This window comes from Modicisalibacter ilicicola DSM 19980 (genome assembly GCF_900128925.1).
In the GTDB taxonomy this organism is placed as follows: Bacteria; Pseudomonadota; Gammaproteobacteria; order Pseudomonadales; family Halomonadaceae; genus Modicisalibacter; species Modicisalibacter ilicicola.
This window is the reverse complement of the sequence record NZ_FQUJ01000021.1, coordinates 32038-43942: the sequence shown is the minus strand read 5'-3', so window position 1 is coordinate 43942 and position 11905 is coordinate 32038. Positions and strand designations below refer to the sequence as shown.

General features: G+C 62.6%; 16 protein-coding genes and 2 rRNA genes. 7 read left to right on the top strand and 11 right to left on the bottom strand.

Features of this window, described 5'->3' with window-relative positions:
• The 3 genes from BUA41_RS17390 to BUA41_RS17380 all read left to right on the top strand — a co-directional run.
• A 23S ribosomal RNA gene (locus BUA41_RS17390) occupies window positions 1-86 on the top strand; the annotation flags it as partial.
• A gap of 135 nt (window positions 87-221) precedes the next feature.
• A 5S ribosomal RNA gene (gene rrf / locus BUA41_RS17385) occupies window positions 222-337 on the top strand.
• Window positions 338-617: 280 nt separating this feature from the next.
• Window positions 618-815, top strand: coding sequence for a hypothetical protein (locus tag BUA41_RS17380; RefSeq protein WP_072825212.1), 198 nt, complete (start codon window positions 618-620; stop codon window positions 813-815).
• Window positions 816-918: 103 nt separating this feature from the next.
• Here the strand turns inward: BUA41_RS17380 and BUA41_RS17375 are convergent, their stop codons facing one another.
• Together BUA41_RS17375 and yaaA are read right to left on the bottom strand one after the other, a co-directional pair.
• The gene (locus BUA41_RS17375; protein ID WP_072825210.1) at window positions 919-1734 is read right to left on the bottom strand and encodes a Tim44 domain-containing protein; all 816 of its coding nucleotides are present in this window, start codon (window positions 1732-1734) and stop codon (window positions 919-921) included.
• Between the two features lie 81 nt (window positions 1735-1815).
• On the bottom strand, window positions 1816-2589 hold the full coding sequence (yaaA, locus tag BUA41_RS17370) for a peroxide stress protein YaaA (RefSeq protein ID WP_072825208.1): 774 nt from the start codon (window positions 2587-2589) through the stop codon (window positions 1816-1818).
• 317 nt (window positions 2590-2906) lie between these two features.
• Between yaaA and BUA41_RS17365 the strand changes: the two genes are divergently transcribed.
• Together BUA41_RS17365 and BUA41_RS17360 are read left to right on the top strand one after the other, a co-directional pair.
• Window positions 2907-3407, top strand: a complete 501-nt coding sequence (locus tag BUA41_RS17365) for a tetratricopeptide repeat protein (RefSeq protein WP_072825206.1) — start codon at window positions 2907-2909, stop codon at window positions 3405-3407.
• A gap of 135 nt (window positions 3408-3542) precedes the next feature.
• A complete protein-coding gene (locus BUA41_RS17360) occupies window positions 3543-4037 on the top strand; it encodes a hypothetical protein (RefSeq protein WP_072825205.1) in 495 nt (164 codons plus the stop codon).
• 19 nt (window positions 4038-4056) lie between these two features.
• On the opposite strand, the gene BUA41_RS17355 is transcribed toward BUA41_RS17360, so the two are convergent.
• Genes BUA41_RS17355 through BUA41_RS17320 form a run of 8 tightly spaced genes read right to left on the bottom strand, consistent with a single transcriptional unit; the run spans window position 4057 to window position 8755 of the window.
• Window positions 4057-5040: an NAD(P)H-quinone oxidoreductase gene (locus BUA41_RS17355; protein WP_072825203.1), complete on the bottom strand. Its 984-nt coding sequence runs from the start codon at window positions 5038-5040 to the stop codon at window positions 4057-4059.
• A gap of 26 nt (window positions 5041-5066) precedes the next feature.
• Window positions 5067-5618 (bottom strand): LOG family protein, encoded by a 552-nt coding sequence (locus BUA41_RS17350; protein WP_072825200.1) that lies wholly within the window; start codon window positions 5616-5618, stop codon window positions 5067-5069.
• A gap of 28 nt (window positions 5619-5646) precedes the next feature.
• Window positions 5647-6168: a DUF501 domain-containing protein gene (locus tag BUA41_RS17345; RefSeq protein ID WP_072825198.1), complete on the bottom strand. Its 522-nt coding sequence runs from the start codon at window positions 6166-6168 to the stop codon at window positions 5647-5649.
• A complete protein-coding gene (locus tag BUA41_RS17340; protein WP_072825196.1) occupies window positions 6137-6472 on the bottom strand; it encodes a hypothetical protein in 336 nt (111 codons plus the stop codon). Before BUA41_RS17340 ends, BUA41_RS17345 begins: the two co-directional genes overlap by 32 nt.
• A 60-nt stretch (window positions 6473-6532) precedes the next feature.
• A complete protein-coding gene (gene ybaK / locus BUA41_RS17335; RefSeq protein ID WP_072825194.1) occupies window positions 6533-7003 on the bottom strand; it encodes a Cys-tRNA(Pro) deacylase in 471 nt (156 codons plus the stop codon).
• Window positions 7000-7410, bottom strand: coding sequence for an acyl-CoA thioesterase (locus BUA41_RS17330; protein WP_072825192.1), 411 nt, complete (start codon window positions 7408-7410; stop codon window positions 7000-7002). The genes ybaK and BUA41_RS17330 overlap by 4 nt, the downstream gene beginning before the upstream one ends.
• Before the next feature lie 45 nt (window positions 7411-7455).
• Window positions 7456-8271, bottom strand: coding sequence for a hypothetical protein (locus BUA41_RS17325; protein WP_072825190.1), 816 nt, complete (start codon window positions 8269-8271; stop codon window positions 7456-7458).
• A gap of 58 nt (window positions 8272-8329) precedes the next feature.
• Window positions 8330-8755, bottom strand: coding sequence for a hypothetical protein (locus tag BUA41_RS17320; protein WP_072825188.1), 426 nt, complete (start codon window positions 8753-8755; stop codon window positions 8330-8332).
• Between the two features lie 39 nt (window positions 8756-8794).
• On the opposite strand from BUA41_RS17320, the gene BUA41_RS17315 reads away from it, so the two are divergent.
• Window positions 8795-9940 carry a MalY/PatB family protein gene (locus BUA41_RS17315; RefSeq protein ID WP_072825186.1) on the top strand — a complete coding sequence of 382 codons (1146 nt, stop codon included), beginning with the start codon at window positions 8795-8797 and terminating at the stop codon, window positions 9938-9940.
• Window positions 9941-9972: 32 nt separating this feature from the next.
• Here the strand turns inward: BUA41_RS17315 and BUA41_RS17310 are convergent, their stop codons facing one another.
• A complete protein-coding gene (locus BUA41_RS17310) occupies window positions 9973-10905 on the bottom strand; it encodes a thioredoxin family protein (protein ID WP_072825184.1) in 933 nt (310 codons plus the stop codon).
• A gap of 143 nt (window positions 10906-11048) precedes the next feature.
• On the opposite strand from BUA41_RS17310, the gene BUA41_RS17305 reads away from it, so the two are divergent.
• Window positions 11049-11825, top strand: coding sequence for a DUF3750 domain-containing protein (locus BUA41_RS17305; protein ID WP_072825182.1), 777 nt, complete (start codon window positions 11049-11051; stop codon window positions 11823-11825).
• Window positions 11826-11905 lie beyond the last annotated feature (80 nt).

Sequence of the window (11905 nt, the reverse complement as noted above, 5' to 3'; positions counted from 1 at the left end):
GAAGACGACGAGGTTGATAGGCGGGATGTGGACGCACCGCAAGGTGTTGAGCTAACCCGTACTAATGGTCCGTGAGGCTTGACCATATAACACCCAAGGGGTCTGCCGGACAGTGAGCAGGCCCGCGCGACGCGCGCATACCGGAGACGAGAGTCGTATCACCGAGGCCACCGAAAGCGCCTCGGGCATTGTCAGCGAGATTCAGGTTGTTACCGATTACGCCTGACGACCATAGCGAGCGGGTCCCACCTGACCCCATGCCGAACTCAGCAGTGAAACCGCTCAGCGCCGATGGTAGTGTGGGGCCTCCCCATGCGAGAGTAGGTCATCGTCAGGCATCTATTTCGCCGACCGAGGCAAGGTCAGGCCCGGGGCCTCCCAGGCGAGAGTCCCGGAGCGCCGGCCGAGTCCTCGTCAGGCATCTTCCCCAAACCCCCGATCTCCCCGAGGTCGGGGGTTTTTCGTGGGCGGTCGACAGGGGGCAGGGTTTCCAATGTCACTCCTCTTTGGTTGCGTAAACGTTTGTTATTGAAACAACTCGTGAGTAAAGATTGGTCTTCACTGCAAAGGCGGGGTATCGTAGCCCCATCAGGCGATATTTTCTCAAGGAGGTAGAGATGCAAAACAGTATGTTGCGCAAGGTAGGACTGGCCCTGTTGATGGTGTTGTTAATGGGAGGCGTCGCGGCTTGCGATGACCAAGGCCCTGCGGAAGAAGCAGGCGAGAACATCGATGAAGCCGCGGAAGAAGCAGGTGACAGTGTGGAAGAGATGGGTGAAGAGATCCAGGATTCTGCCGAAGACGCCCAAAACTGAGTTCGGTACCGCACGTTATCGGTGCTCAGGCGAAAGTTCGTTAAGTTCCATCAAGAAAGCCGGGCGATTGCCCGGCTTTTTGATGGGTATGTTTCGGATGGTGTCAGGTGCCTGGGTTCTGCTCGATGCCCTGAATGTACCAAGGCGCTCCATCACGCAAGTCACGAACCAGATGCCAGGTTTCATTGAACTCGTTTTGCTCACCGTTTTCATCGATGATGCCGTGAAAGAGCACGGTCGCTTCGGCCTGCCGATCGTATTCCTGGACTTGGCCTAGTTCGGCAAAGAGGCGCACGATGTCGGTGCGATTGTTTGCGGGTTGGTGGGCGCGCTCTTCGCGTAACTGATTGTACAGCGCGGGTGTCACGTATTCCTGGATGCTGCTGAAGTCATTGTTGTCCCAGGCGCGTTGGAGGGTCATGAAATGCTCTTTCGCACTTCCAAGGAAACGCTCCTTGTCGAACCAGGCCGGCTCTGCAGACGTGCCGCGAACCCCTGAAGTCGTGAACGTCTGCTGCCCGGCCTCCGGCTGCGCCTGGCCTGCGAAGTCATCACGGGGGCCCATGGCAGGCGATATGGTGCGCCGGCGCCCGAAGAGACGGAAAGCCAGCCAGATGGCTCCGACGATCAGCAGTATGTCGAATATGCGCAGCTCATCAAAGGCGCCGCCGAAGAACAGGGAAGCCAGCAATCCACCGGCGAGCAGGCCGGCAAAGGGGCCGGCAAAGCGGGACAAGCCCTTCGAGGGTTGGCGCTGAGGAGTGCTGGCAGTTCTGCTGGGTGTGCTGGAAGGCGTATTCGCGGAACGCGAGTAAGAGCCGAAGCTCTTGCCGCCACCAAGTCGCTTGGCTTCGGCATGGTCGACCGCAAGGCCGAAGCCCAGCAGGCCGACCAGCAACATGACGAGAAGGTTGCGCATGATGTTTCTCCACAGGATGAGGCGTTCAGGAAGGGGGATGCTCATTCTAGCGTTTAATTCCGGGTTCGTATTCTCTATCGATTACGACTCGTCCCGCGTGAATACCAGGGTATCACCTTCCGACATGGCAGGATTGAAGCGGTAGCCGGCCATGTCGAACTCCTTGATCTTCTCGGGTGCATCGATGCGATGACGGATCAGCCAGGCACACATCAGGCCGCGGGCTTTCTTGGCATAGAAGCTGATGATCTTGTATTTACCCTTCTTGGCATCCTTGAACACCGGTGTCATGACTCTCGCCGACAGCTGCCCGGTGTCGATCGCCTTGATGTATTCGTTGGAAGCCAGATTGACGAGTACCGGGGAACCGCTCTGGGCGATGGCGGTATTCAGATCGCGCGTCAAGCGCTGCTTCCAGAAGGCATAGAGATCCTTGCCGGCAGTATTGGGCAACCGGGTGCCCATCTCCAGGCGATAGGGTTGAATCAGGTCGAGTGGACGCAGCAGTCCATAGAGGCCCGAGAGGATACGCAGGTGGTCCTGGGCGGAGGCGTTGTCCTCGGCGCTGAAGGTCGAGGCTTCGAGTCCCGTATAGACATCGCCCTGGAAGGCTTGTGAGGCCTGCTTGGCGTTACTTAGGTCAAAGGGAGGGCCCCATTCTGCGTAGCGTGCGGCATTGAGTCCGGCCAGCTTGTCGCTGATGCCCATCAGCTCGGCGAGTTGCTGCGGTGAATAGTCGCGCAGGAGGCCCACCAGCTCCTGGCTCTGTTCCAGGTGGTCGGGTTGTGTGTAGTGGTCAGTGGAGGGTGGAGTTTCGAAGTCCAGCGTCTTGGCTGGTGAGATGACGCTTAGCACGGGAGTCTCCTGAGGTATCGATCGTACAGACGAGAGTATATCAACCAGGCCCTTCTCCGGGAGCTTGTCTTCTTTGTGTGGACAGAGGTCGGGTTGAACTGGTAGAAATATTGCAGTGCAGCATCAGGGCGGGAGCGTCTTCACCTCAGTTTAACAAAGGCATGAACGGCGCGGGTTGAGTCCGTCTTGCGGGAGGCGTATGCTTGCCCACCGATGATCCGGCGGCTGCCGGGAGGTCGGTAGTAAGGAGATGGGGCTCAGGACGAGCCGAATTCGACATTGTCACTCAGGACAAATTGGATTTAAGGTTCTTTGTCATGACGCGGGCATCTTCCTTGTTCACCCGGCTGGAGTTTCGGCTGGCAGAACAGCTCTTCCACACGCGCTGGTTACCGCATTCACCGCGTACCCAACGCTTGACCATGCGTCTGTTTCAGCGCTGTGCCGAGGCAGGGCATGTTGATGCGTTGTCGGTTTACGGTCACGTGCTGTTTCATCGAGGTGTAACGCCTCAGGACAAGGCAAAAGGTGCTCTCTATGTGCTGCAGGCGGCACAGAACGGTGACACTCACGCCCAGTACCAGGCCGCGCGCATCTACGAATTCGGCTGTGCCCAGTACCCTCGCCGGGACGACCGGGCGGTCACCTGGTATGCCCGAGCAGGAGAGTCAGGCCACCCCATGGCCGCCGAACGCCTGGCCCGTGCCTATCGTCTGGGCGAATTGGGCTTGTCCGTGGACGCTCAGCGCTCTGCCCACTGGCAGAGGCTGGCCGACCGGGACATCGCCGACGATGCCCCCCCTCGCGAGTTCCACTGACGAATCAATACTCGCATCGATCAGATTTCCCCCTGTAGTGTTGTAGGGGTATTCGTGCGTCAATCCGGATATCCTCTTGGGTAGGCTGTTCCCGTATCAACTACCTGACTCGTTCGAACATAGGAAAGTGATGACGTGACGCTGCCCATACTGCTCGACATCGAAGCGTCCGGTTTTGGCCGGGGTAGCTACCCTATCGAAGTCGGTCTGGCCAGGGCGGATGGCAGTACCTGCGCCTTTCTGGTTCAACCTTTGCCGGAATGGACCCATTGGGACCCCAAGGCAGAGCTGTTGCATGGCCTTTCCCGAAATCGCTTGCAGCGTGAAGGGCACCCGGTCATCGAGGTGGCGCGCTGGCTCAACGATGAACTCAGCGTGCCCGGCATCGCCTATAGCGACAGCTGGGGGTACGACAACACCTGGCTTTCCCTGTTGTTTCACCACGCCGGGATGTTGCCGAGCTTTCGCCTCGAAGCCCTACGTCGCCTGCTCAATGAAGCCCAGTTGGCCCGATGGGAGGATGCCAAGGAGGCATTGATTCAAGAGCGCGGAATCCAGCGCCATCGCGCCGGCGATGACGCCCGCCTCTTGCAGCTGATCTATCTGCGCACCCTGAGGACGAGCAGATAGCGACGGGCACCGATGCGATTCAGTCGCCGCCGGCTACCGACAGCAGGACCTTGCCGATGCTCGCGTTGCTCTCCAGATAGGCCATGGCCTCTTCCGCTCGCTGAATGGGGTAGTCGCGATCGATCAGCGGGCGCAGCTCTCCTCGCGCAAGACGTGGCCAGACGTGCTGTTGCAACTCCTCGAGAATCACTCCCTTGGCATGGGGCGACTTGCTGCGCAGGGTCGAGCCGATCAGGCGTTGCCGTTTCATCAACATTCGTCCCAGGTCCAGCTCGGCGTGGCGCCCTCCCATCAGGCCGATCACTACCAGGCGACCGTCGGCGTTGAGTACCTGCTGATTGTCGGCCAGGTAACTCCCACCTACCGGGTCGAGGATCAAGTCGGCACCACCCCAGGCCTTTACTGCCTCGACGAAGCTGCCGTGATGGCGGTTCCAGCCGGTCTCCGCCCCCAGCTCCAGGCATTGCTCCAATTTGGCCTCGCTGCCGACGGTGACAAAGCAAGGGTGACCGAACGTACGGCACAATTGAATGGCGGTCGTGCCGACCCCGCTGGCACCCGCGTGCAGCAACACACGCTCGGCCCCGCCCTCGACATGGTTCAGACCACCCTCCATGAACAGGTTGAGCCAGGCGGTAGCGAATGTCTCGGGAAGGGTGGCGGCCTCGCGAAGTCCATAGCCCGCGGGCAACGGCAATACCTGGGCCTGATGCACCACCACCTCTTCGGCATAACCACCGCCGGCGAGCAAGGCACACACCTTCTGACCCGATTCCAGACGAGCCACCCCCGGGCCGGTCTCGATCACCGTTCCACTGACTTCCAGACCGAGGATCTCGGAGGCGCCGGGCGGTGGCGGATAGCCCCCGGCGCGTTGCATCAGGTCGGCACGGTTCACGCCTGCCCAGGCGACATGGATGCGCACTTCACTGGCTTCCAGCGGTCCTGGAGCCGGATGTTCCTGCCAACTCGCTACCTGATCGTGGAGGGTGATGGCATGCATGGCATTCTCCTGAATATGCTAGGCAGTCAAGCAGGCTGCAACTGGGGTTCGAGGATGTCCAGCAAGCTGTCGGGGGTGTCGGCGTGCCGAAGTTTGGCCCGGGTGGCCGTGTTCAGGAAACCGGCGTTCGTGGCATCGTCCAGAAAGCTCAGCAAGGGCCGATAGAAGCCTGCTACATCGAGCACTCCGACCGGCTTGTCATGCAGCCCCAGGTATTGCCAGGTCCACACCTCGAACAGCTCTTCCAGTGTACCGATGCCCCCGGGCAGGGCGATAAAGGCGTCGGCATGCTTGGCCATCACCGCCTTGCGCTCATGCATGCTGTCGACATGGATCAGTCGGCTCAGCCCGGCATGAGCCATTTCGCGATCGACCAGATGATAGGGCATCACCCCGATGACTTCGCCGCCGGCCTCCAGGGCAGCATTGGCCACGGCCCCCATCAGGCCAACGTGGGCCCCCCCGTAGACCAGCCCGTATCCGCGCTCGGCGATGCGCCGCCCCAATTCGACAGCTGCCTCGCGAAAGCGAGGATCGTGGCCCTCACGTGATCCCAGATAGACACAGATTCTCGGCATACCGTTTCCTGTTTCGGAAGATGGAGGGTCAAGGCAGGCAGTCGATGACGCCATATTCGGCGTCCAGCCATTGACCGATGACGTTGTCGCCACACAGGTGGTGGGCATATTGGGTGTGCAGGCAACGCACCTGGTCCCAGTTGCTGATGCCGCCGATGCCACGCCGATGAAACAGCTCCACGTACCCCAGTTGCTCGGCCTGATCGCGGTGTTGCAGGGACATGTATTGCCAGCGCTGGGCGACATACTCCTCATGGCTGCGGTGGTAGGCGGCAAGAAAGTCGGGGTCTTCCTGCAGGCGCGCCTCGAGACGCTTGATCTCGCCACTGGCCTCGATGTGCGAAAGCGCTACCTTGAGTCGGTCGGAGCTGAGCCAGTAGAGCGTCGGGAAGGGCTTGTCGTCGATGATGGACGCCATACGCAGTACCAGCGGCGTGCCTTCGCCATCGGTGGCGGCGAGAGCCTGAATACCGCGAGGTGTGCGGCCGAGTTGCTCGGCAATGATGGCGAGTTGATCGTCAGTGGGAAGGTGTTCGGTTCGGATCACCATGGTCGTCGTCGGGGTCTCGCAGGAATTTGTTCGAGCGCGCCACGCCACGGAAGAATGCCTTGTTGAGCTGCACAGGCGTCGGCACATAGCCCCAGGTACGCTCGCAGTAGTCGTTGGCACGCAGGATCAGGGCATCGTAGAGGCGGTTGAACGGCGCATCATAATCGTAGGGATCGTCGCCGAACAAGCGAATGTGCGGATAGTCGGCAAAACGCTCGATGAAGTAGCGTTCCAGATCGGCCTCGACGGCACGGTGGCGCTCGACATCCTCGGGATCGAGCCAAAGATCGTAGCGAATGGCCATGACAGGCTCCAGGTAGAAACAATGGATATGTTCAGTGTGACAGCTATTCGGCGCAAGGGCTCACTTTCTCGCCAACGCTGCAAAGTCGGCTTGGGTGAGGCGCTGCAATTCGAGCGGGGAGAGGGCGATTTCCAGGCCGCGCCGCCCCGCGCTTACGTACAGGCGCTCGAGCCGCTCGGCGCTGGCATCGATGAATGTTGCCAGGTGCTGCTTCTGGCCCAGGGGGCTGATGCCGCCCACCACGTAGCCGGTGGCGCGTTCGGCCAGCGCTGCATCGGCGAGGGTCGCCTTCTTGGCGCCAGCGGCCCTGGCCAAGGCCTTGAGATCGAGGTTATGCGACACCGGCACCAGGGCCACGGCCAGGCGCCGGTCGTCGAGGCTGGCCACCAGGGTCTTGAAGACGACCTTTGGTGACAGCCCCAACTCCCGTGCCGCTTCCTCGCCATAGGCGGGCGCCTTCGCATCGTGCGTGTATTCAAGCAGCTCGAAGCGGCTGCCACTGTACTGCAGCAGGCGGATGGCCGGTGTCATGCACCGCCCTCGGCGTCTTGCTGAAGATGTTTCTCCAGTTCATGGCGGATCGCCGGCGGCAGGGGGGTGGCGGTTTTGGTGGCATGATCGTAGTAGACCAGCACGGTGTTGCCTCGTGCCCCCGGGCGTCCGTTCTGCCAGGCTTCCTGGGTCACGGTGAAGGAGCTGTTTCCCAGGCGCGAGAGCCAGGTACGCAATTCGATATCCTCGCCATAGAAGAGTTCGGCACGATACTCGACTTCCATGCGGGCCATGATCAGCGTCCACTTGCGTGGGTCCAGGTCCGGGGTGAACAGTCGAAACACATCGTTGCGCGCCCACTCGAACCAGGCGGGGAGTCGGGTGTTGTTGATGTGACCCAGGGCATCGGTATCGTAGAAGGCGGGTTCTATCCGGCGAGTGAACATGGAGATATCCTTTGTAAAGAGAGCGGTGCTACACCCGGCGCATGGTCAGGTGCGAACGACGGAGCGGCGGGCTTGCCACCAGACCTGAAGACGCATCCACAGCAACAACCACAGGGTGGCGACGACGAAACCCAACAGCGTGCCCAGGGCAGGACCCAGGGTCGCGTAGGTCAGCGACACGCACAGTGCATACCAGAGCAGCGACCCCAGCCCCGCCGGGTAGTGCTTGATCACCGTGGCAACCGGCGCGGCGCCGTGGGTCAGGTGCAGGATGACCAGGAAGGGGTACATGGTGACCGGGAAGGCCGCGAGTATTCCGGCCCAGGCACTGGGCAGGACATGGGCAAGTCCGGTGATCAGGAAGATGATCGCTGCGGCAAGCGCCGAACGAAAGGCCAGCGCCCACCAGGAAAAACCGCCCCGCGCCGTGGCCCGGGTATCCACCACGTGGCGATAAAGCCAGGTGAACAGGGCAATGGCCGTCAGGGTGGTCAGGGTGCCGCTCAGACGATTGAAGTCGACCTGGGCCAGCAGGGCACTGACTGCCAGCCAGCACGCAAGCCCCCCCGCCGTGCCCGTCAGCACTCCCCTCACACCATCCTGCCGGCCGCACAGCAGGTAGCCGCCACCGAGGGCCAGGGTCGAGGTGAAACCGGCCAGGGTGTGCACTGCGCTCTCGGCGGCAAATTCGGGGGATAGTTCCAGGCCGATGAAGAACAGCGCGATGGCGGTGCCCAGCGGGTAGCCCGAGAGCAGCCCCGCGACCCGGGTGCTGACACGTTCGGCGATCATCGACAGGCCGAGCACGACACCCACCGAAATCAGCAACTTGGCAATCTGAAAGGCCAGCGGCACGTCCACGGCAAATCCCTTTGATTCATAGCAAACAGCTTGCAGGGTACTAGTGTATGAGTTTCTGCTATATGAGACGTTGGGTTTGTTTGTCCAGCCAGGCCTGCTCCAGCACAGTCGCCAGCGTTTCGTGCAGATGCCCGGGCAGGGCGTCCCGGGCTTCGCTGACATCACCGAAGCGGCGATTGCGCAGCCAGCAATAGGCCCAGGCACAGGCCTCGAACTCGTCGCGAGGGACGGGCCGGGAAGGCATCTGCACCAGCAGGAACAAGGCCGTGCGGGCAGCCCATAACGGCGGATGGCGGCCACGGCTCCACCCTTCGAGGGTTGCCCCGGAGGGGGTCTCTTCCGGCTCGCCCAGCCTGGCCAGGCGTGCCGTATCGGCAAGAATCATCGCCAGCCGGTCGGGCGTGGCCTGGCCCAGCAGCAGCCAGTGGCCGACCAGTCGCGAGGTACCTTGCATGGCCTTGGCATAGAAGGCGCTTTCAGGCATGTTCGATCTTCCGGGTAGAGAATAGGACAAGGAGGCGTCATGCCCTTCGATTTTGCCACGTCCATCGATCGTCGCCAGTACCCGTCGCAGAAGTGGCAGCGCTACGCCGAGGACGTGCTACCGCTTTGGGTCGCCGACATGGATTTCGTCTCGCCTCCCGCCGTCACCGAGGCCTTGCAGGCCCGGGTGGCGCATGGCGTCTTCGGTTACGGCCGACTCCCCGACAGCCTGCGCACCACGCTGTGCCGATGGAGCCACCACCACTACGGCTGGGACATCGACCCGGAATGGCAGCTCTGGTTGCCCGGGGTGGTGCCGGCGTTGCATCTTGCCAGCCTGGCGCTGACCGAACCCGGCGATGGCGTGCTGACCGTCACGCCCATCTATCCTCCCTTTCTCAAGGTGGCCGAGCGTACCGGGAGATTGCCCCAGACCGCCCAACTGGCCGAGCCGGCCTCCTCGGGCGAACCCTGGCGCCTCGATCGTGACGCCCTGGAGGCGGCGATCACGCCGCGCACCCGCCTGCTGTTGTGGTGCCATCCGCACAATCCCACCGGTCGCGTCTGGCAGCACGAGGAACTCGCTCTCCTGGCCGAACTCGCCGAACGTCACGACCTGCTGATCGTCTCCGACGAGCTGCACTGCGACCTGATTCTCGATGGTCAGACGCACCGCCCGCTGGCGGCCAGCTTTCCCGAGCTGGCCCGGCGCGTGATCACGCTATGGGCGCCTTCCAAGACCTTCAATCTGGCCGGGCTAACCAGCGCCTGCGCCATCATCCCCGATGCCGCCCTCCGCCGTCGATTCCAGCAGGCGATGAGCGGTCTGATGCCGGATCTCAACGTGCTGGGCCTGCTGGCCGCCGAAACCGCCTATGCCCAGGGGGAGTCCTGGCGCCAGGCGTTGCTCGAGGTGCTGCGCATCAATCGGCAAGCGCTCGATGACCATGTTGCACGCTGGCCCGGCGTTTCCTGGTGCGCGCCGGAATCCACCTACCTGGCCTGGCTGGACATGCGCCAGACCGGGCTTGGCGAGTCGTCCCAGGGCGCTCTGCTCGAGCGGGCCCGGGTTGCGCTTTCCGATGGCGTGGACTTCGGCTGGCCGGGTTTCGTCCGGCTGAACTTCGGCACGCCGACGGCCCAGCTGGAGGACGCGTTGCAGCGCCTCGACGGCCTGTTGGCCTAAGGAATCACTGCAATAGGTGCCTGGGCGAGCCCTCAGTAGAGCAGGGCAAACAGCCTGCGCCGATAGGCCACGGTCAGCGGATGATCCGCGCCCAAGGCATCGAAGACCCGCAACAGGGTCCGGCGTGCGGCATCCTCCCCATAAGCGCGATCCGTCTTCATGACATGGAGCAGGCCTTCCAGGCCGGCCTCGTAATGCCCATCGGCGACCTGGCGCAGGGCGCGCTTGTAGCAAGCCTCGCTGTCGTCGCGCCCCTCCAGCGCGGCCAGCTCCTGCTGATCGGGCGCTTCCTCGCCGAACTCGAGGCGCGCCCGCACGCCGCGAGCCTTGGCAGCGTCGCGGTGCTCCGGCGGCAGGTTGTCGAGAAGGGTGCGGGCCTCGGTGGCATTGCCTGCGGCGAGGATCGCGCTGGCCAGGCCGATCTGGTAGTCGTAGTGTTCCGGATACTCCTGGGCCAGCTGCTGGTAGATGGCCTGGGCGCTGGCCGCGTCACCGGCGGCAAGGGCGGCCTCGGCCTGCTCCTCGGGGCTGGGCGGCGCTTCCTGCGGCGCCTCGATGTACTGGGACAGCCATTCGCGAATCTGCCTTTCCGGCAGCGCGCCCTGGAACTGATCGTACAGTTGCCCCTGGCTGATCAGCTTGACGTCGGGCACCGAACGGATGCCCAGCTGGGCCGCGATCTGCTGATGCTCCTCGATGTTGAGCTTGGCCAGCACGAAGGCCCCGGCATACTCCTGGGCGAGTTTCTCCAGGATCGGGGTCAGTGTCTTGCACGGCTCGCACCAGGGCGCCCAGCAGTCGAGCAGCACCGGCGTGTTGACGGAGCCTTCCAGCACCACCTGCTGGAAGTTCGACATGTCGACATCGACGATATAGGTCGAAGGGTCGGCCTGAGATGTGCTCGACTGGGAGGCATTCTCGGCGGTGTTGAGCGGGTTTCCGGTACGGGGATCGACGATCGGCATAGCGCTTGGCCTTGTTGAAGGTGATGATCATCTAGTAGTTGCGGACGCTTCGGGAAGGATTCAAGGGTATGCAGTCCTCATCATGCATGCCAGAAACAAGACGACCACGGGTGGATTAAGGCCGGCATGGAAAGAAGACCGCGATGATGTGGAGCAGAGGGTGGCGGCGTGCGCTCGTGGCCGCCGGAACGGCGCTGACATTATTGCTGGCCGGTCCGATGCTCATGCTGACCAGCCCTAGGGTCGACCTCGATAGCCACTGGGCGACGGCGGATCGCTCTCCCACGAGGCTGGCACCCCACCCCGACCGGGTTCGCGATGCCGTGGTGCAGGTCTATGCCGCGCGCGCCTTCAACTGGCGCGGTGCCTTCGCCGTGCATACCTGGATCGCCACCAAGGTGGCCAACGCACCCTACTATCAGGTGCATGAAGTGACCCGCTGGTATCGTTCTACGACTACCACCCATCGCCAATCGCCGGATCGGGCCTGGTACGGAAGCGCGCCCTGGCTGCTTGCGGATTACCGAGGCGAGATGGCCGCCCGCATGATCCCCGGCATCATCGCCGCGGTCGCCGATTACCCCGGGGCGATGGAGTACGACGTGTGGCCAGGGCCAAACAGCAATACCTTCGTTGCCTGGGTCGTCAGGCGGGTACCCGAGCTGCGGGTACACTTGCCTGCCATTGCGGTGGGCAAGGACTATCTGCCGGAGGGCGTTCTCGCCAAGGCACCGAGCGGCAGCGGCTATCAACTCTCGCTGGGAGGCGTTTTCGGATGGGTTGTCGCACTCGAGGAAGGCATCGAGCTCAACCTGCTGGGCCTGACCCTGGGCATCGACCTGACGTATCCGGCGCTGAAGTTGCCTGGCATCGGCCGAGTGGGCTTCGCCGAGCCGGTCATGGGCAATGGGGCAGGCTGAGCCCGACGAGCTACCAATGCCAATGCAAAAAACCGACACCCGCAGGCATCGGCTTTTCTGAATTGGGTAGCGGGGACCGC